Here is a 20,602-nt window from a genome sequence, read left to right on the forward strand (position 1 = left end):
ATTGTACAAAAGCATCAAGAGCATGGGCTGATCACCCCACATTTGGCGCTGTTAATTCAATCTGACCATGCTGCTTGAACCGGGAAGCACGACCGGCTTATACCGCTTCAGTATGTACCAACTCCCAACCAACCCAGAGCAGAATCAGGCTGTGGATTTCGGCGTGTCCTGCCCGCTCTAATACCCGCTGGTCGTGGCGGTATTTTTGGAGTTGTTCTTTGGCATCGGCTATCAGTTCGGTGCGTTTTTTGGGCGTATCATCGCTTTTACTAAGATATTTCAGTTCAATCAGCCAGGCGTGTTTCATCTCGGGGTATTTGGCATAAAACGGCGTCAGATAGAGGTCGACAAAGCCGCTACCGAGCTCCTGTTCACTCAGGGCATAGAACCACGGGTTGAGATTAAGATAGGCCAGCAGAAATCCCTGCACCATCTTTTCGCCGTTAAGGTAGTCGCGCATCCCCGCATGGGCTTTAAGCTGTTCACTAAGGTGGTCAAAGAAGGCTTGCCACTCGCCATCCCAAGCGAAATCGCGTAGTTTTTCACCGAGCTTAAACAGATCAGGGCGAAACAGGCCGACATCATCTATCGCTTCACGAATATAGCCATACATCAGCTGTCTGACCGTCTGGTTAGGAATCGTCAATACCGGGTTGCCACGATCGGTCTCGGTGCTGTGGGTCAACAGGCCGAAGTAGTAGAGCAGTGAGACAAAGTTATCGGGATTGGCGAGCAGCTCCGCCGGAAAACTGGTTTTAATCGCACTGGTGATGCCGCCCTGATTGATAATTTGGTTCAACTGTTCAAAGCTGCCGTTGAGTTTACGGTCGAGCTGGATTAAGTGGCGCAGTTTGCCGTAGTCGATGCGAATATTGGTGTCGATCAGCTCTTTCGGAGGGGTGCCATTGCGGTAGAGGGCTTGCAGGTAATAGAGCGCCATATTGCTGTTGGTGATAGTCTCTTTCACCTCTTCACTAAAACGGTAGTGGTTGTACCACTGCTGCATCAGCGGTTTATGTTCGGCATAGTTTTGTCCGAAGGCGGCAAACAGTTCGGTCAGTTCCGCTTCATTAAAACCGAGCAGACCGTTAAGGCTCGGGTCGAGTGAGATATTGAGGCCGATGTTAAAGCCGCTGGTGACATCGTCGAGCGTTACCGGCGAGACGCCGGTAATAAACAGCCTTGAGAGCGCACCGCCGGTCGCACCGGTCGCCCCTTTCAGTTCAGCAAAGAAGTCACGCAGAAAGCCGCGACCGTGAGTCAGTTGTTGATAGGCATCACGCCCTTCGGTGGCCAGCAGGGTGTTGGCGAAGTTGTCATATTCGTCGATAAAGAGGTAGAGGGCATAGCCTAACCGCTTTAGATGGCGATTAATAAAACTCAGTTTGTTATCAGGTTGCTGTTCTTGGCGTAGGCCATTGATAAAAATGGGGTCTAGCCGTTGCTCATAACTGTAACAGAACTCATCCGTCGCTAAGCGGATATGGTCAGAAAACGACTGCTGTAGCGCCTCCAGATGCGACCCACTCACCTGAGAGAAGTCAAACCGTAGCACCATATATTGGTGCTTTTCATCGGTAGAGTTAGCATGAATCCAGGTGCCGCTAAACAGTTCATCAAACTGGTCTCGGCGGTTGATGTCGTAGTAGCACTCCATCACCGATTGCAGCAGGCTTTTACCAAACCTGCGCGGGCGAATCAGAAACAGGAAGTCACCCGCCTGCTCTATTAGCGGCAGGTAGTGGGTTTTATCCTGATAGTATTCGCTTTTTTGCCGTAGTTTGATGTAGTCGGCAACGCCGTAGGGGATGCGTAGTTTTTTTTCTAAATTCATAAATGGATCTCCTCCTCGCTAAATACCAACTCCCACCCAACCCAAAGCAGAATCAGGCTGTGGATTTCGGCGTGTCCTGCCCGCTCTAATACCCGCTGGTCGTGGCGGTATTTTTGGAGTTGTTCTTTGGCATCAGCTATCAGTTCGGTGCGTTTTTTAGGCGTATCATCGCTTTTACTGAGATATTTGAGTTCAATCAGCCAGGCGTGTTTCATCTCGGGGTATTTGGCATAAAACGGCGTCAGATAGAGGTCGACAAAGCCGCCACCGAGCTCCTGTTCACTCAGGGCATAGAACCACGGGTTGAGGTTAAGATAGGCCAGCAGAAACCCCTGCACCATCTTTTCGCCGTTAAGGTAGTCGCGCATCCCCGCATGGGCTTTAAGTTGTTCACTAAGGTGGTCAAAGAAGGCTTGCCACTCCGCTCGCCAGGCAAAAGCGTGGAGCTTTTCACCGAGCTTAAACAGGTCGGGACGGAATAGGCCGACATCGTCGATGGCATCGCGGATGTAGCTATACATCAGCTGTTTTACCGTCTGGTTAGGCACCACCAGATGAGGTCGTCCTTCGCGCTGTTCGGTGCTGTGGGTCAACAGGCCGAAGTAGTAGAGCAGTGAGACAAAGTTATCGGGGTTGGCGAGCAACTCCGCCGGAAAGCTAGTTTTAATCGCACTGGTGATGCCGCCCTGATTGATAATTTGGTTCAACTGTTCAAAGCTGCCGTTGAGTTTACGGTCGAGCTGGATTAAGTGGCGCAGTTTGCCGTAGTCGATGCGAATATTGGTGTCGATCAGCTCTTTCGGAGGGGTGCCATTGCGGTAGAGGGCTTGCAGGTAATAGAGCGCCATATCGCTGTTGGTGATAGTCTCTTTCACCTCTTCACTAAAACGGTAGTGGTTGTACCACTGCTGCATCAGCGGTTTATGTTCGGCATAATTTTGTCCGAAGGCGGCAAACAGTTCGTTCAGTTCCGCTTCGTTAAAACCGAGCAGACCGTTAAGGCTCGGGTCGAGTGAGATATTGAGGCCAATGTTAAAGCCGCTGGTGACATCGTCGAGCGTTACCGGCGAGACGCCGGTAATAAATAGCCTTGAGAGCGCACCGCCGGTCGCACCGGTCGCCCCTTTCAGTTCAGCAAAGAAGTCACGCAGAAAGCCGCGACCGTGAGTCAGTTGTTGATAGGCATCACGCCCTTCGGTGGTCAGCAGGGTGTTGGCGAAGTTGTCATATTCGTCGATAAAGAGGTAGAGCGCGTGGTTGTGCTGCTGCAGTTGTCGGTTTAGCTGCTCGATCTGTTTGTGGGGTTCCCGTTCGGCTAGGATCACTGCCTGCAAGGTTGGGGGAAGCTGTTGTTGGTAGTAACCAAAGAAGTGTTGCAGGGTAATGCGGATGTGATCGGCAAACGACTGTTCCAGTGCGGCAAGATTGGCGCCACTCACCTGGGAGAAGTCAAACCGTAGCACCATATATTGGTGCTTTTCGTCGGTAGGGTTAGCATGAATCCAGGTGCCGCTAAACAGCTCATCAAACTGGTCTCGGCGGTTGATGTCGTAGTAACACTCCATCACCGATTGCAGCAGGCTTTTACCAAACCTGCGCGGGCGAATCAGAAACAGGAAGTCACCCGCCTGCTCTATTAGCGGCAGGTAGTGGGTTTTATCCTGATAGTATTCGCTTTTTTGCCGTAGTTTGATGTAGTCGGCAACGCCGTAGGGGATGCGTAGTTTTTTTTCTAAATTCATAAATGGATCTCCTCCTCGCTAAATACCAACTCCCACCCAACCCAAAGCAGGATCAGGCTGTGAATCTCGGCGTGTCCTGCCCGCTCTAATACCCGCTGGTCGTGGCGGTATTTTTGGAGTTGTTCTTTGGCATCGGCTATCAGTTCGGTGCGTTTTTTGGCGTATCATCGCTTTTACTGAGATATTTGAGTTCAATCAGCCAGGCGTGTTTCATCTCGGGGTATTTGGCATAAAACGGCGTCAGATAGAGGTCGACAAAGCCGCCACCGAGCTCCTGTTCACTCAGGGCATAGAACCACGGGTTGAGGTTAAGATAGGCCAGCAGAAATCCCTGCACCATCTTTTCGCCGTTAAGGTAGTCGCGCATCCCCACATGGGCTTTAAGCTGTTCACTAAGGTGGTCAAAGAAGGCTTGCCACTCCGCTCGCCAGGCAAAAGCGTGGAGCTTTTCACCGAGCTTAAACAGGTCGGGACGGAATAGGCCGACATCGTCGATGGCATCGCGGATGTAGCTATACATCAGCTGTTTTACCGTCTGGTTAGGCACCACCAGATGAGGTCGTCCTTCGCACTGTTCGGTGCTGTGGGTCAACAGGCCGAAGTAGTAGAGCAGTGAGACAAAGTTATCGGGGTTGGCGAGCAGTTCAGCCGGAAAGCTGGTTTTAATCGCACTGGTGATGCCGCCCTGATTGATAATTTGGTTCAACTGTTCAAAGCTGCCGTTGAGTTTACGGTCGAGCTGGATTAAGTGGCGCAGTTTGCCGTAGTCGGTGCGAATATTGGTGTCGATCAGCTCTTTCGGAGGGGTGCCATTGCGGTAGAGGGCTTGCAGGTAATAGAGCGCCATATCGCTGTTGGTGATAGTCTCTTTCACCTCTTCACTAAAACGGTAGTGGTTGTACCACTGCTGCATCAGCGGTTTATGTTCGGCATAATTTTGTCCGAAGGCGGCAAACAGTTCGTTCAGTTCCGCTTCATTAAAGCCGAGCAGACCGTTAAGGCTCGGGTCGAGTGAGATATTGAGGCCAATGTTAAAGCCGCTGGTGACATCGTCGAGCGTTACCGGCGAGACGCCGGTAATAAACAGCCTTGAGAGCGCACCGCCGGTCGCACCGGTCGCCCCTTTCAGTTCAGCAAAGAAGTCACGCAGAAAGCCGCGACCGTGAGTCAGTTGTTGATAAGCGTCACGCCCTTCGGTGGTCAGCAGGGTGTTGGCGAAGTTGTCGTATTCGTCGATGAAGAGGTAGAGGGCATAGCCTAACCGCTTTAGATGGCGATTAATAAAACTCAGTTTGTTATCAGGTTGCTGTTCTTGGCGTAGGCCATTGATAAAAATGGGGTCTAGCCGTTGCTCATAACTGTAACAGAACTCATCCGTCGCTAAGCGGATATGGTCAGAAAACGACTGCTGTAGCGCCTCCAGATGCGACCCACTCACCTGAGAGAAGTCAAACCGCAGCACCATATATTGGTGCTTTTCATCGGTAGGGTTAGCATGAATCCAGGTGCCGCTAAACAGTTCATCAAACTGGTCTCGGCGGTTGATGTCGTAGTAGCACTCCATCACCGATTGCAGCAGGCTTTTACCAAACCTGCGCGGGCGAATCAGGAACAGAAAGCGCCCTGCCTGCTCTATTAGCGGCAGATAGTGGGTTTTATCCTGATAGTATTCGTTGCCTTTACGAACTTTGATGTAGTCGGCTACCCCGTAAGGGATGCGCAGTTGTTTTTCTAAAATCATCAATTTATCTCCTCCTCGCTAAATACCAACTCCCACCCAACCCAGAGCAGAATCAGGCTGTGGATTTCAGCGTGTCCTGCCCGCTCTAATACCCGCTGGTCGTGGCGGTATTTTTGGAGTTGCTCTTTGGCATCGGCTATCAGTTCGGTGCGTTTTTTAGGCGTATCATCGCTTTTACTAAGATATTTGAGTTCAATCAGCCAGGCGTGTTTCATCTCGGGGTATTTGGCATAAAACGGCGTCAGGTAGAGATCGACAAAGCCGCCACCGAGCTCCTGTTCACTCAGGGCATAGAACCACGGATTGAGGTTAAGATAGGCCAGCAGAAATCCCTGCACCATCTTTTCGCCGTTAAGGTAGTCGCGCATCCCCGCATGGGCTTTAAGCTGTTCACTAAGGTGGTCAAAGAAGGCTTGCCACTCGCCATCCCAGGCGAAATCGCGTAGTTTTTCACCGAGCTTAAACAGATCAGGGCGAAACAGGCCGACATCATCTATCGCTTCACGAAGATAGCCATACATTAGCTGTCTGACCGTCTGGTTAGGAATCGTCAATACCGGGTTGCCACGATCGGTCTCGGTGCTGTGGGTCAACAGGCCGAAGTAGTAGAGCAGTGAGACAAAGTTATCGGGGTTGGCGAGCAGCTCTGCCGGAAAGCTGGTTTTAATCGCACTGGTGATGCCGCCCTGATTGATAATTTGGTTCAACTGCTCAAAGCTGCCGTTGAGCTTACGGTCGAGCTGGATTAAGTGGCGCAGTTTGCCGTAGTCGATGCGGATATTGGTGTCGATGAGTTCATCCGGTGGTTGCTGGTTGCGATAGAGTGCCTGTAGGTAGTAGAGCGCCATGTCGGAGTTGGTGATGGTCTCTGTCGCCTGTTTGTGAAAACGGTAGTGGTTGTACCACTGCTGCATCAGCGGTTTATGTTCGGCATAGTTTTGTCCGAAGGCGGCAAACAGTTCGGTCAGTTCCGCTTCGTTAAAACCGAGCAGACCGTTAAGGCTCGGGTCGAGTGAGATATTCAGGCCAATGTTAAAGCCGCTGGTGACATCGTCGAGCGTTACCGGCGAGACGCCGGTAATAAATAGCCTTGAGAGCGCCCCACCGGTCGCGCCGGTCGCCCCTTTCAGTTCAGCAAAGAAGTCACGCAGAAAGCCGCGACCGTGAGTAAGTTGTTGATAGGCGTCACGCCCTTCGGTGGCCAGCAGGGTGTTAGCAAAGTTGTCGTATTCGTCGATGAAGAGGTAGAGGGCATAGCCTAACCGCTTTAGATGGCGATTAATAAAACTCAGTTTGTTATCAGGTTGCTGTTCTTGGCGTAGGCCATTGATAAAAATGGGGTCTAGCAGTTGCTCATAACTGTAACAGAACTCATCCGTCGCTAAGCGGATATGGTCAGAAAACGACTGCTGTAGCGCCTCCAGATGCGACCCACTCACCTGAGAGAAGTCAAACCGCAGCACCATATATTGGTGCTTTTCATCGGTAGGGTTAGCATGAATCCAGGTGCCGCTAAACAGTTCATCAAACTGGTCTCGGCGGTTGATGTCGTAGTAACACTCCATCACCGATTGCAGCAGGCTTTTACCAAACCTGCGCGGGCGAATCAGAAACAGAAAGTCACCCGCCTGCTCTATTAGCGGCAGGTAGTGGGTTTTATCCTGATAGTATTCGCTTTTTTGCCGTAGTTTGATGTAGTCGGCTACCCCGTAAGGGATGCGCAGTTGTTTTTCTAAAGTCATCAATTTATCTCCTCCTCGCTAAATACCAACTCCCACCCAACCCAGAGCAGAATCAGGCTGTGGATTTCGGCATGTCCTGCCCGCTCTAATACCCGCTGGTCGTGGCGGTATTTTTGGAGTTGTTCTTTGGCATCGGCTATCAGTTCGGTGCGTTTTTTAGGCGTATCATCGCTTTTACTAAGATATTTGAGTTCAATCAGCCAGGCGTGTTTCATCTCGGGGTATTTGGCATAAAACGGCGTCAGGTAGAGATCGACAAAGCCGCCACCGAGCTCCTGTTCACTCAGGGCATAGAACCACGGATTGAGGTTAAGATAGGCCAGCAGAAATCCCTGCACCATCTTTTCGCCGTTAAGGTAGTCGCGCATCCCCGCATGGGCTTTAAGCTGTTCACTAAGGTGGTCAAAGAAGGCTTGCCACTCGCCATCCCAGGCGAAATCGCGTAGTTTTTCACCGAGCTTAAACAGATCAGGGCGAAACAGGCCGACATCATCTATCGCTTCACGAAGATAGCCATACATCAGCTGTCTGACCGTCTGGTTAGGAATCGTCAATACCGGGTTGCCACGATCGGTCTCGGTGCTGTGGGTCAACAGGCCGAAGTAGTAGAGCAGTGAGACAAAGTTATCGGGGTTGGCGAGCAGCTCTGCCGGAAAGCTGGTTTTAATCGCACTGGTGATGCCGCCCTGATTGATAATTTGGTTCAACTGCTCAAAGCTGCCGTTGAGCTTACGGTCGAGCTGGATTAAGTGGCGCAGTTTGCCGTAGTCGATGCGGATATTGGTGTCGATGAGCTCTTTCGGAGGGGTGCCATTGCGGTAGAGGGCTTGCAGGTAATAGAGCGCCATATCGCTGTTGGTGATAGTCTCTTTCACCTCTTCACTAAAACGGTAGTGGTTGTACCACTGCTGCATCAGCGGTTTATGTTCGGCATAGTTTTGTCCGAAGGCGGCAAACAGTTCGTTCAGTTCCGCTTCGTTAAAACCGAGCAGGCCGTTAAGGCTCGGGTCGAGCGAGATATTCAGGCCAATGTTAAAGCCGCTGGTGACATCGTCGAGCGTTACCGGCGAGACGCCGGTAATAAATAGCCTTGAGAGCGCACCGCCGGTCGCGCCGGTCGCCCCTTTCAGTTCAGCAAAGAAGTCACGCAGAAAGCCGCGACCGTGAGTAAGTTGTTGATAGGCATCACGCCCTTCGGTGGCCAGCAGGGTGTTGGCAAAGTTGTCGTATTCGTCGATGAAGAGGTAGAGAGCGTGGTTGTGCTGCTGTAGTTGTCGGTTTAACTGCTCGATCTGTTTGTGGGGTTCCCGTTCGGCAAGGATCACTGCTTGCAAGGTTGGGGGAAGCTGTTGTTGGTAGTAACCCAAGAAGTGTTGCAGGGTAATGCGGATGTGATCGGCAAACGATTGTTCCAGTGCAGCAAGATTGGCGCCACTCACCTGGGAGAAGTCAAACCGCAGCACCATATATTGGTGCTTTTCATCGGTAGGGTTAGCATGAATCCAGGTGCCGCTAAACAGTTCATCAAACTGGTCTCGGCGGTTGATGTCGTAGTAACACTCCATCACCGATTGCAGCAGGCTTTTACCAAACCTGCGCGGGCGAATCAGAAACAGAAAGTCACCCGCCTGCTCTATTAGCGGCAGGTAGTGGGTTTTATCCTGATAGTATTCGCTTTTTTGCCGTAGTTTGATGTAGTCGGCTACCCCGTAAGGGATGCGCAGTTGTTTTTCTAAAGTCATCAATTTATCTCCTCCTCGCTAAATACCAACTCCCACCCAACCCAGAGCAGAATCAGGCTGTGGATTTCGGCATGTCCTGCCCGCTCTAATACCCGCTGGTCGTGGCGGTATTTTTGGAGTTGTTCTTTGGCATCGGCTATCAGTTCGGTGCGTTTTTTAGGCGTATCATCGCTTTTACTAAGATATTTGAGTTCAATCAGCCAGGCGTGTTTCATCTCGGGGTATTTGGCATAAAACGGCGTCAGGTAGAGATCGACAAAGCCGCCACCGAGCTCCTGTTCACTCAGGGCATAGAACCACGGATTGAGGTTAAGATAGGCCAGCAGAAATCCCTGCACCATCTTTTCGCCGTTAAGGTAGTCGCGCATCCCCGCATGGGCTTTAAGCTGTTCACTAAGGTGGTCAAAGAAGGCTTGCCACTCGCCATCCCAGGCGAAATCGCGTAGTTTTTCACCGAGCTTAAACAGATCAGGGCGAAACAGGCCGACATCATCTATCGCTTCACGAAGATAGCCATACATCAGCTGTCTGACCGTCTGGTTAGGAATCGTCAATACCGGGTTGCCACGATCGGTCTCGGTGCTGTGGGTCAACAGGCCGAAGTAGTAGAGCAGTGAGACAAAGTTATCGGGGTTGGCGAGCAGCTCTGCCGGAAAGCTGGTTTTAATCGCACTGGTGATGCCGCCCTGATTGATAATTTGGTTCAACTGCTCAAAGCTGCCGTTGAGCTTACGGTCGAGCTGGATTAAGTGGCGCAGTTTGCCGTAGTCGATGCGGATATTGGTGTCGATGAGTTCATCCGGTGGTTGCTGGTTGCGATAGAGTGCCTGTAGGTAGTAGAGCGCCATGTCGGAGTTGGTGATGGTCTCTGTCGCCTGTTTGTGAAAACGGTAGTGGTTGTACCACTGCTGCATCAGCGGTTTATGTTCGGCATAGTTTTGTCCGAAGGCGGCAAACAGTTCGTTCAGTTCCGCTTCGTTAAAACCGAGCAGGCCGTTAAGGCTCGGGTCGAGTGAGATATTCAGGCCAATGTTAAAGCCGCTGGTGACATCGTCGAGCGTTACCGGCGAGACGCCGGTAATAAATAGCCTTGAGAGCGCACCGCCGGTCGCGCCGGTCGCCCCTTTCAGTTCAGCAAAGAAGTCACGCAGAAAGCCGCGACCGTGAGTAAGTTGTTGATAGGCATCACGCCCTTCGGTGGCCAGCAGGGTGTTGGCAAAGTTGTCGTATTCGTCGATGAAGAGGTAGAGAGCGTGGTTGTGCTGCTGTAGTTGTCGGTTTAACTGCTCGATCTGTTTGTGGGGTTCCCGTTCGGCAAGGATCACTGCTTGCAAGGTTGGGGGAAGCTGTTGTTGGTAGTAACCCAAGAAGTGTTGCAGGGTAATGCGGATGTGATCGGCAAACGATTGTTCCAGTGCAGCAAGATTGGCGCCACTCACCTGGGAGAAGTCAAACCGCAGCACCATATATTGGTGCTTTTCATCGGTGGGGTTAGCATGAATCCAGGTGCCGCTAAACAGCTCATCAAACTGGTCTCGGCGGTTGATGTCGTAGTAGCACTCCATCACTGATTGCAGCAGGCTTTTACCAAACCTGCGCGGGCGAATCAGGAACAGAAAGCGCCCTGCCTGCTCTATTAGCGGCAGATAGTCGGTTTTATCCTGATAGTATTTGTTGCCTTTACGAACTTTGATGTAGTCGGCAACGCCGTAAGGGATGCGCAGTGATCGGGTGTTTGTAGTCATAGCGGACGGAATTGCACTTGTTGTTGCAGGGTTAAGTGCATCAAAGGGTTATATATCAATTGGGAATGGATGGTTTGGTATAGCATTGTTCGCTGCTGTTCCTAAAAACCTAAGCAAAGTTGCTCATGGCAGTTTTTCGGTAATTCGCTCTCCGTTGATAACACCCGTACGGGCGAGCAACTGGAGTCCTGGTTGAGCAGTCCCAACCGGAGGCGCTCAGTCCGCGCTTGCAAGATCGTCTTCACCTGTCGGTACGGCATGAACCGATCGATGTCAAGATCGAACAACCGTGCCAGCACGTTTCGCGCAGCGTTCTGGTCTGCCTGCAACACAACCCCGTCGAAACAGTAAAACCGATCCCCCTGGCGTTTGCCGAGTAGGCATCCGTTGCGGGAATCAATTTGCGATGTGTAGGCAGGATTGACCAGAACGACCGCAGAACCTCTGCGGCTTGAAACACTATCAAGTGCTTCGGCAATGACGCCTTTCGTCCAGCTTGCCAGCCGACGATTGACATTCTTGCCGAAGGACTTGCCCGACATCGGGGCGGTGAGGTCTTCCGCCGCAATCACGGCGGCTTTATCAACAACCTTATGAACCGACTGAAACACCACATCACGGATGCTTGCATGGGTTTTGTCCATCTGCCGGTTTAGCTTTTTGCGCCCAAGGTTAAAGCGACGAATGTGCTCGCGTTTATGCGGGTTACGGGTCGTGTTGGCGAGCGCTCGCAGTTTTGATCGGCGCTGATATTTGGCTTTTAGCTTATCGGATTGTTCGGTCAGTACTTGACCGAGCTCCTGGCCGTGGTGATCGCCGTCTGAATCCACAAGCACTTCGGAGTAGCCTTTATCAATGCCGATGGTGCGCTTGCCGCAATCCTGTTTGGTTTCGACATTAACGGTGGTGTGAACCTCAATACGGTCATCGTCTTTGATAATGACGCGCAGAGTGCCAGTTGGCGTGATCGTGGTATTGAGCAAAATGGCGATACGCTGACCTTTAACAAGGCCGGGGATCTTGATCCAGACGCACCCACCCAGGAGGAAGGTAGTGTAATTATCTGAACGGACAATAATCTGGTTATGGGTATGGTTATGGCCATGATGCCAGTGCTTACGCATGAGCCGGCGCAGATAAGAATCGCCCGTCCATTCGTTGCGCTTGAGGGCAGTGAACAGGCGTTTTTGCTCGGCTTCGTCCCGGGTGTGACGAAAGACAGATTGGCGAACCTTAACCTTGGCCGCTTCCATGCAGGCGGTGATGTTGCCCTTCGCATCGCGTAGGGTCTCTTTCCAAGCGTTGGCGGAAACCGGAAAGGCGCGACCTTCCTTCAGCCAGCCATCGCGAATCTTGCGATCCGAGAGACCCACGCCACCGACCGACCCAAACCTCTGCCAGACCTCGGTACGCACTTGGCCAAGCCGACGCGCCTGCTCGCGCAATGCGGCGACTTTGCCCTTGTTCGGGCGTTTTGCGTTCAAAACTCGCGTGACCTTCATTCGCACACATCCTTTGGTAACTGAATGGGACTATCGGGAAAATCCTCCTTGATCTGCTGCTTGTACTTGCGCATCCCATACAGTCGGAAACTGAAGGTATGCACAATCGCCAGTAAATCCTCAACCATCTCTTGCTCAGGGGAGAGAGACTCCTGGTTCACAACGACTATCTCACAGCCATTTTCTGCTGCGATATGCGCCAACAAATCGAAGCCAAAGCGCATCAACCGATCCTTGTGGGCAATCAGCAGTAGGCGCACTTCCCCACGATGAATCCGATCGACCAGAGCGAGAAAGCGCTTGCGCTTGAAGTTCATCCCGCCGCCGATTTCTTGCACCCACTCATCGACCGCAATCCCTGCGCCCAGACAGTAGGTTTCCATCGCTTTGACCTGGGAGGCAAGATCGTCTTTTTGTCCCGCACTGGAGACTCGGCAATACACCACCACATCTCGCCTCTTAGGCGCCCCGCCCAGCATCAGGCGAACATCGGACTCATCGAAATACCGATGCCCCGATGGCAGGCGCTTGGACTGCAACTTCCCCTCTCTTTCCCAACGCCGCACGGTTTGCACTGACCGCCCAATGCGCTTAGCAAACTCACCTATGCTGTATCTACTGCTCATAACACATAATTATAGACATATTCGAGTATAAATCAAGCAACTGTTAATTGCTCTCCCTAATTTTCAACTACCTTTTGCAATTTAACCACAACCCGCCGGTTACGCGCCCGCCCCTCTTCAAAATCGTTACTAGTCATCGGCCGACTTGCACCATAACCGATTGCGGTTAACAGTGCACCCTTCAGACCAAAATTGTCAATCAGATAACGCCGTACACTATCGGCACGGCGCTGTAGCGGTAAAGTAGCCTGGCCATTCGCTCGCTAAAGCATAACGCTTTAAGTGAGGCTGCCTCACGCAGCCGCTGCTGCAGTAGCAGCAGATCGGCCACCTATTTGAGTGCTGTAACAGAATCGGCCACGAGAGACTATGGCGCTACCGGTAGGCTACAGCGTACCGCTCATCCCCGGCAGCAACCCCTCTGGTGCCTCAGAGAGCTCCCCTATTACGGTAACGGTCTGGCTAACCGGATCAATTTCGCCAATCACCCAGCTAATACAGGCGGCTAACACCATCTCACCCTCATCGAGCTGTAGCGTAAACGGGGTGCCGGGTAGTATGTGGGGATCACCATCACCACCTCCAGCTCAGAGTCATCCACCAGACGCAGCGAAAACAGGGTATGGGTCACCGGACGCAGCTGCGCCCGCCCCCCCGCCTCACCATAACCGCTCAAACGCTCACTAACAGCGCGGCTACCACCGGCTGCTCTGCCATAGTCACTGTTGCAAACAGCAGCCACGACTGCAGACTAGCTTGAAACAGCCCCTTTTTGAGTCTCATCCCGGTCCCATAGCATAGAAAAAGTTCGCCATCTAAACACTACACCATTCGTAACCTTACGCCACCATAGCGTAAAAAGCCCCGAAAAATTTGTTTCACTACTCCCCTGATGAACCACAGAGGAGAACAGAGATGCCGAACCCCACCCTAGCAGCCGTATCACAGGCCTTTAAAGATTGGCGGGAGAACCCAGAAAAGAGCGCGCGAAGCCGAATTCCCGAGGCGCTGCAACAACAAGCCGTAGCGTTAATAGGCCACTACCCGGTGAGCCACATACTCAAAGCGCTGCGCATCAATTACCGTCAACTCAGTAGCTGGAAGAAGAGCCGGGAGGAGAACGACACCATCCCGGGATTCATCGCGCTTGAGCCGTCAGAGCCGACTAGCGAACCTCTTTTGGCTCTCAAGTGGACGACCGAAACCACTACCGGCCGGCCATTGAGTGTGGAGGGCGAGTTATCACCGGAACAATGGCGGCAACTGCTTCCCCTGCTCAGTCAGATGGGAGCTAACTCATGATCTACCTCACAGAACAGACTCCGGTGATGATAGCGACAGCACCGGCTGATTTTCGCCGTGGCATCGACGGCTTTGTCGCGCTGTGCCAACACCAACTCGGCCAACAGCCGCGCTCGGGCACCGTGTTTGCCTTTATTAACCGCTCTAAAACGATGATTCGCCTGCTGGTCTATGAGAACAATGGCTACTGGCTGATGACCAAACGCCTCTCCAAAGGCAAATACCGGGGTTGGCCTCGCCCGGCAGAGCCGATAAGTGCGATTAAGGCACAACAACTACGCCAACTCCTCTCAAATTTGGTAAAATAGTGCCATGACAGAGTTTAAAACATTGAGTAAAACCGAGATTGAGGAGCTGATTGAGCGTGTTGAGAGAGCCATTGCAGAAGATTTGGCCCTCTCTAAAGCCGATATGCAGCTACTGTTGGGGGTTTTGTTAATGGTCACAGAGCTACAGATCTCATTGTCTCTGAAAGATGTCACGATACACAAATTGCGTAAACTGGCTGGGATAATCAGCAGCTCAGAGAAACACTCTGCGGTTATTCCTGATGGCGATGCGTCAAACGACTCGGATGGCACCCAAAAGAGCGATGCAGCTACTTCAAAACCCGACGGTAACAGCGAGTCAACCGCATCAGGCAAGCCGAAGAAAAAGCCATCGACTCAAAAAGCAGAGCGGGTGATTCGGTTGCAGTGCCATCACAACCATGATGAGCTGAAGGCGGGACAGCTCTGCCCAGAATGCGGTCATGGCCGGCTCTACATCTATCAGCCGGTGATACGGGTACGGATTCAGGGCGAGCCCCCTTTAAGTGCGGTCGAACATATTTTCGAGCGGCTGCGCTGCAATAGCTGTGGCGCCTACTTTACCGCGACCCCTACAGACGATTTTCAGCAAGATGGCGGCATGAATCAGCTCTATGGCTACAGCGCCCGGGCTATTATCGCGCTTCACCGCCACTTTGCCGGTCTGCCGCTTCACCGGCAGCAGACGCTGCAGCAGATATTAGGGGTGCCACTGACTGCGTCGTCACTCTATGACCAGACCGAGTCTGTCGCCAATGATGGCTTCGTGGTATTTAAGGCACTCAAACAACTGGCTGCTGATGCGCCCCACTTCAATCTGGATGATACACCCAACCGGATTTTGAATCAGGGCACGATTCTGAAGCCTGACAGACGGAGCGGTCAACTTAAACCCCGCAGCGGTACTTTCACTTCCGGCTTAATCGCGACACTGGAGAGTGGCCAACAAATCGTGCTCTACCAGACCGATATTGGCCATGCCGGAGAGTTGATCGATGAGATTCTGCGTCTGCGCCATCCCGGGTTAGCCAAACCCACTATCATGTGCGATGCGCTCAGTCGCAATCTGCCTACGGTGCTGGATGAAACACAGCGACACGATACATTCTGCAACAGCCACTGTAGGCGGGGGTTTGTGGATGTGGCAGAGCTGCATCCGGATAAAGTCCCGTGGGTGTTAGAGCTCTATGGCCAGGTCTGGCACCACGATACGCACTGCAAGAAGCAGAAGTATACCCCGGCAGAGCGGCTGGCTTACCATCAGCAGCACTCGCTGCCGCTGATGGCGCAGCTCAAACAGTGGGGCGAGACGCAGATTGAGAGTGGCGATGTCGAGGAAAACAGTTCGCTGGGCAAAGCAATCCGCTATCTGCTCAACCATTACGACAAGCTGACTGCCTTTTGCCGCATTGAGGGGGCGCAAATCGATAATAACATTATGGAACGTATGCTCAAGCTGGTGATTCGGGGACGGCGTAACAGCCTCTTCTTCAGAACGCTCGGCGGAGCCGGTGTTGCCGATGTCATTCTCTCTCTGGTCGCCACTTGCTATTTGGCCGGGGTCAATCCGTTTGATTACCTGGTGGCGTTGCAGCGTTATGCCCATCAGGTTAATCGTCATCCAGAGTTGTGGTTCCCCTGGAACTATCAGCAGACGCTGGCATCGTTGTCAGCTCCTCTAAAAGCTGCGGCTTAACCGAGCCTACTCCCTCCCTCTGTTTAAGTCTATCAGGCCGGCCCCGGGGCTGTCACGCTATGGTGGCGTAAGGTTACCACCATTCCCATTGAGCCAAAGGGCTGTCACTATAACCATCTAGTATCGCAGCAAGCGAAATAAAAGATAAAATTTAGTGATATATGAATGATTAACGGTCAGATAATTAAGGATATCCCCCTCATACCACTTGAATTTCATCAGCAACACCAGTTAAAGCAGCTCCATCTGCTGCTAGTAGAGGATCAGCTCAATAGCGCTAAAGGTATTCAACAGCTATTACGACCGCTATTTGCTTCGGTTACCTTTGCCATTGGCCAACAGGTTGCCCTGACGCTGTTTCGGCAGCAGCACTTTGATCTGGTGATGACCGATATTGAACTACAAGATGGTAACGGTCTGGCTTTAATCGGGCAGTTGCGCCAAATAGAGCCGCAGCTACCGGTTATTGTCTTAACCGCCTTTAGCCGTAATGACTACCTGCTGCACGCGGCCAACTTGCAGCTTGATGGCTATATTCTGAAACCCCTTAACTTTGATAAGCTGAATCAGGCACTGGTTAAACTGCTGAACCGGCTACAACCACTCTCCCCGCTGATTCCGCTCCATCACCACTGTAGCTATGATCCGATGTTGCAGCAACTAGAGGTCGATGGCAAAAGTATCGCTTTAGGCACCAAGCAGCGCCAGCTACTGGAGCTGCTACTGCGACGCTCACCCCGTGCGGTGAGTCGTAAGGAGATGATTACCCATATTTGGCATGAGGATCACCTCAGCCCTTCGGCACTCAAAAATCTGCTGCTACAGCTACGGGAGCAAAAAACAGTTCTTGATTTTTTATTTATTTGTCATTAGAATTTTCCACCGTAGATAGGTTATCTACAAGCGCGAAAGTTTTGCGTGCCATGGTTAGAGTCGAAGTCGAATCGCAAGGTTGTTCTCTGTTCAGGATGAACGTCGAGGCAATTTTTATGGCGCAAGCTGGGTTTCGATGGCTGAAACTGCCCATGTTGCCGGTGTTGACCGGCCATCCGGTTGGGACTGCTCAACCAGGACTCCAGTTGCTCGCCCGCAAGGGTGTTATCAACGGAGAGCGAATTACCAAAAACCGCCATGAGCAACTTTGCTTAGGTTTTTAGGAACAGAAACTGAGCTACGACATTATTAAAAACGCCCCCGGTAACGGCTGGTACATAGAGCCGCTGCTTGATCAGAAGAGTAGCGACGACAGGTGATCGGTCGCTCCTTCTCTATCCTATGGCGGTTACTCTGTCTGATTGTCTCCGCTAACGCTAATGCTACTGACAAAATAGTATTACAGCTAAAGTGGCAGCATCAGTTTCAGTTTGCCGGCTACTACGCCGCAGAGCAGTTAGGCTACTATCATCAGGCAGGGCTCAATGTCGAGCTGCGCCCCGCCCGCCCCGACACTGATCCACTAGATGAAGTCAAAGCGGGACGAGCCCAATTTGGCGTCGGTAGCAATAATCTGGTCTTAGCGCACCATCAGGGTGTGCCAGTGGTAGTGCTGGCAGTGATTATGCAGCACTCACCCTACGCTATTATCGCTGCTAAAAACAGCCAGCTACGGAATAGTCATGATCTGGCCGGTAAAAAGTTTATGCTGGAGCCGATGGCGGATGAGATACTAGCCTATCTGATCCAGCAACGGATACCGCTGCAGAGTCTGGAGCTACTGCCCCACAGCCACACCCCCTACTCGCTGATACGCGGCGAAGTGGCCGCTATGTCGGCCTATATCACCGATGAGCCCTATCTGCTACAGCAGGAGGCGTTTGACTATAATCTGTTTACGCCACAATCAGCTGGGATCGACTTTTATGGCGATAACCTATTTACCTTAGCTAAAGAGATTGAGACACAGCCGCAACGCACCCGCCGCTTTTTAGAGGCCTCGCTACGCGGCTGGCGCTACGCCATGCAGCACCCCGAAGAGCTGGCCGATATCATAATCGCCCACTACGGCAGCACCAAATCGCGCCCACAGCTGCTCTATGAAGCAGAGAAGATGCAGCAACTAATGCACCCAGAGCTGATAGAAATCGGCTATATGTTACCGGGACGATGGCAGCATATTGCTAACACCTACACCTCGCTCGGTATGCTGCCGCGTGACTATACTCCTGACCCATCCTTTCTCTATATTAGTCGCACGACAAATGAAGGGAAAATCGTGACAGTGATCGCGTTGTTACTCGGCATTACCACGCTTATTACACTCATCACGCTCTATATGATTCGCCGTAACCACTATCTCGACCGGCTACTACAGCTTAAATCGTATCAGGCCAATATCGGTGAATCAGTTGAGCATATTTCGCACCAGTGGAAGCAGCCACTACATGAGCTAGCAGTGCAGCTAATGCTAATCGAACAGGCTAACGATGCCATAAAAGATAGCCAGCTACAGCAGACTATCGCCGCAGCGACGATCCATAGCCATCAGGTGATCGAGTTTATGGCGAAAACGGTCGATACCTTTCGTGCCCTACTGCACCATAAAAATCAGGATATTCCCTTTTTAGCCCATGAGCTGATTGAGCAGACGCTACTTCTGCTTGAATCGAGCATGACGCTACGCCGTATTGAAATTCATTATCAGGCGCTGAATGATAAACTAGTCCTCTACGGTAATCCGATTGAGTTTGCCCATATCCTGCTCTCTATTTTGGCTAATACGCGCCATGTGTTCAGCCAACGCCGGACTGAGCAGCCACAAATTGAGATCAAACTAGAACTCGATCAAACCGGACACTACGCCACCATTACACTGTGCGATAATGGCGGCGGTATTGCAGTAAAGCCGATAGAGAAGATATTTAAACGCGGCTACAGCGATCATCCTCATGAGGGGGGCTCCGGCTTAGGGCTCTATGTCGCCCGCAAACTGGCTAAAGAGGGTTTTAATGCCAAACTCACCGTCTATAACCGGCATGATGGTGCCTGTTTTCGCTTGACCCTGCCGCTACCTGACTCAGAGCTCATTACCGCTTGGGAGGCCAACTCCATTAACCCGCACTAACATTGCTGCTGGTAGCGATATGAGAAACACCCCCACGGGCGTGGGGAAGACCCTGAAGTTAGTGGTGTACCATTTATCGCTGTATCAACACCCCCACGGGCGTGGGGAAGACCCTCTCTCCCTGATAGACAGTCGATAAGGGTTAGAAACACCCCCACGGGCGTGGGGAAGACATTCAGGATCAATAACCTTATCGTCATACTGACAGCAACACGCTGAACGGTTCAGCCCCGCAGGCGCGGGGAACACAAGAGATCACCATCCACGATGGTAGTATTAGACGGTTCAGCCCCGCAGGCGCGGGGAACACTGCAACAACTATTAGTGCCTGATCCTGAAGCCACCCCGGTTCAGCCCCGCAGGCGCGGGGAACACGCTCCATCACAGCTAACACGCGCCATGTATGGCGGTTCAGCCCCGCAGGCGCGGGGAACACGCAAGTGCGGCGCAGGTCGTGCAACTTTACATCGGTTCAGCCCCGCAGGCGCGGGGAACACCTGCCGATCTCCTAACGCCTCCTGCAAAAAACCGGTTCAGCCCCGCAGGCGCGGGGAACACTCGCTGCCATCATCGCGGCGCCACAGGGTTAGCGGTTCAGCCCCGCAGGCGCGGGGAACACGCAAACCCAGCCCAGCCAGTTAGCATTGGCAGCGGTTCAGCCCCGCAGGCGCGGGGAACACTAGTGATAGTGCGTTGTTGTTGTATGATAGGTCGGTTCAGCCCCGCAGGCGCGGGGAACACTCCAGCATCGCCGTTATGTAGTTGCCTTCTGACGGTTCAGCCCCGCAGGCGCGGGGAACACGCCCCACGCGACCAGCGTCATCTCCAGCCGGTCGGTTCAGCCCCGCAGGCGCGGGGAACACAGAAAGTTCCAGCAGTACCCAATTTCATATATCGGTTCAGCCCCGCAGGCGCGGGGAACACCCCGCACGAGCGTAAGAACGATACTGCGACATCGGTTCAGCCCCGCAGGCGCGGGGAACACGCATCCCCGAGCGGGATAGGGGGAGCAAATTCGCGGTTCAGCCCCGCAGGCGCGGGGAACACTCTCAGAAATAACGGGAGAGTCATTAACAAAACGGTTCAGCCCCGCAGGCGCGGGGAACACGTACCGAGAGAAATCAAATCCTGTGAGCGTGGCGGTTCAGCCCCGCAGGCGCGGGGAACACCCGATAGTACCTACCTGCTATACCGATAGTACCGGTTCAGCCCCGCAGGCGCGGGGAACACTTTATTGGATTGAAAAATTCATAATCGCTTCGCGGTTCAGCCCCGCAGGCGCGGGGAACACCTTATTATCCGCCTATTGATATTGACGATGGTCGGTTCAGCCCCGCAGGCGCGGGGAACACCTATCAAGAATTGAATCGGTTTTGTTTGATTACGGTTCAGCCCCGCAGGCGCGGGGAACACTGATACACATGAGCCTGCTCGTGGCGCACAAGCGGTTCAGCCCCGCAGGCGCGGGGAACACCTTTACCCTATCATCCATTGATGAGTTAAATGCGGTTCAGCCCCGCAGGCGCGGGGAACACCACTCTCATTGAAGGGCTGCGATATC

The 20,602-nt window shown here is 52.6% G+C and carries 15 protein-coding genes and 1 CRISPR repeat array (1 of these 16 cut by a window edge); of the genes, 6 read left to right on the forward strand and 9 right to left on the reverse strand.

Features of this window, described 5'->3' with window-relative positions:
* Positions 1-97 precede the first annotated feature (97 nt).
* The 9 genes from D5085_15835 to D5085_15875 form a co-directional block, all read right to left on the reverse strand.
* Positions 98-1,834 (reverse strand): hypothetical protein, encoded by a 1,737-nt coding sequence (locus tag D5085_15835; GenBank protein ID QEP44471.1) that lies wholly within the window; start codon positions 1,832-1,834, stop codon positions 98-100.
* Positions 1,831-3,576: a hypothetical protein gene (locus D5085_15840; GenBank protein QEP44472.1), complete on the reverse strand. Its 1,746-nt coding sequence runs from the start codon at positions 3,574-3,576 to the stop codon at positions 1,831-1,833. Before D5085_15840 ends, D5085_15835 begins: the two co-directional genes overlap by 4 nt.
* A gap of 139 nt (positions 3,577-3,715) precedes the next feature.
* Positions 3,716-5,317 (reverse strand): hypothetical protein, encoded by a 1,602-nt coding sequence (locus D5085_15845; protein QEP44473.1) that lies wholly within the window; start codon positions 5,315-5,317, stop codon positions 3,716-3,718.
* Positions 5,317-7,059: a hypothetical protein gene (locus D5085_15850; GenBank protein ID QEP44474.1), complete on the reverse strand. Its 1,743-nt coding sequence runs from the start codon at positions 7,057-7,059 to the stop codon at positions 5,317-5,319. Before D5085_15850 ends, D5085_15845 begins: the two co-directional genes overlap by 1 nt.
* On the reverse strand, positions 7,059-8,801 hold the full coding sequence (locus D5085_15855) for a hypothetical protein (protein ID QEP44475.1): 1,743 nt from the start codon (positions 8,799-8,801) through the stop codon (positions 7,059-7,061). The genes D5085_15850 and D5085_15855 overlap by 1 nt, the downstream gene beginning before the upstream one ends.
* Positions 8,801-10,546, reverse strand: a complete 1,746-nt coding sequence (locus D5085_15860) for a hypothetical protein (protein ID QEP44476.1) — start codon at positions 10,544-10,546, stop codon at positions 8,801-8,803. The genes D5085_15855 and D5085_15860 overlap by 1 nt, the downstream gene beginning before the upstream one ends.
* Before the next feature lie 101 nt (positions 10,547-10,647).
* On the reverse strand, positions 10,648-12,048 hold the full coding sequence (locus tag D5085_15865; GenBank protein ID QEP44477.1) for a transposase: 1,401 nt from the start codon (positions 12,046-12,048) through the stop codon (positions 10,648-10,650).
* Positions 12,045-12,674 (reverse strand): IS607 family transposase, encoded by a 630-nt coding sequence (locus D5085_15870; protein QEP44478.1) that lies wholly within the window; start codon positions 12,672-12,674, stop codon positions 12,045-12,047. The genes D5085_15865 and D5085_15870 overlap by 4 nt, the downstream gene beginning before the upstream one ends.
* Positions 12,675-12,730: 56 nt before the next feature.
* Positions 12,731-12,877 (reverse strand): hypothetical protein, encoded by a 147-nt coding sequence (locus tag D5085_15875; protein ID QEP44479.1) that lies wholly within the window; start codon positions 12,875-12,877, stop codon positions 12,731-12,733.
* 712 nt (positions 12,878-13,589) lie between these two features.
* Here D5085_15875 and D5085_15880 point away from each other — a divergent pair.
* From D5085_15880 to D5085_15905, 6 genes are all read left to right on the forward strand, one after another.
* The gene (locus D5085_15880) at positions 13,590-13,976 is read left to right on the forward strand and encodes a hypothetical protein (GenBank protein ID QEP44480.1); all 387 of its coding nucleotides are present in this window, start codon (positions 13,590-13,592) and stop codon (positions 13,974-13,976) included.
* The gene (locus D5085_15885; GenBank protein QEP44481.1) at positions 13,973-14,284 is read left to right on the forward strand and encodes a transposase; all 312 of its coding nucleotides are present in this window, start codon (positions 13,973-13,975) and stop codon (positions 14,282-14,284) included. The genes D5085_15880 and D5085_15885 overlap by 4 nt, the downstream gene beginning before the upstream one ends.
* Positions 14,285-14,288: 4 nt before the next feature.
* A complete protein-coding gene (locus D5085_15890) occupies positions 14,289-15,980 on the forward strand; it encodes an IS66 family transposase (GenBank protein QEP44482.1) in 1,692 nt (563 codons plus the stop codon).
* 165 nt (positions 15,981-16,145) lie between these two features.
* Positions 16,146-16,853: a response regulator gene (locus tag D5085_15895; protein ID QEP44483.1), complete on the forward strand. Its 708-nt coding sequence runs from the start codon at positions 16,146-16,148 to the stop codon at positions 16,851-16,853.
* Positions 16,854-16,903: 50 nt separating this feature from the next.
* The gene (locus D5085_15900; GenBank protein QEP44484.1) at positions 16,904-17,137 is read left to right on the forward strand and encodes a hypothetical protein; all 234 of its coding nucleotides are present in this window, start codon (positions 16,904-16,906) and stop codon (positions 17,135-17,137) included.
* Positions 17,138-17,229: 92 nt separating this feature from the next.
* Entirely contained in the window at positions 17,230-19,041 is a 1,812-nt protein-coding gene (locus tag D5085_15905; protein ID QEP44485.1) for a hypothetical protein, read from the forward strand.
* Positions 19,042-19,063: 22 nt separating this feature from the next.
* A CRISPR array of direct repeats spans positions 19,064-20,602; the repeat unit is 29 nt; unit sequence CGGTTCAGCCCCGCAGGCGCGGGGAACAC (it continues 2,597 nt past the right edge of the window).

The sequence above is a fragment of the Ectothiorhodospiraceae bacterium BW-2 genome, assembly GCA_008375315.1.
Taxonomy (GTDB): Bacteria; Pseudomonadota; Gammaproteobacteria; order Thiohalomonadales; family Thiohalomonadaceae; genus BW-2.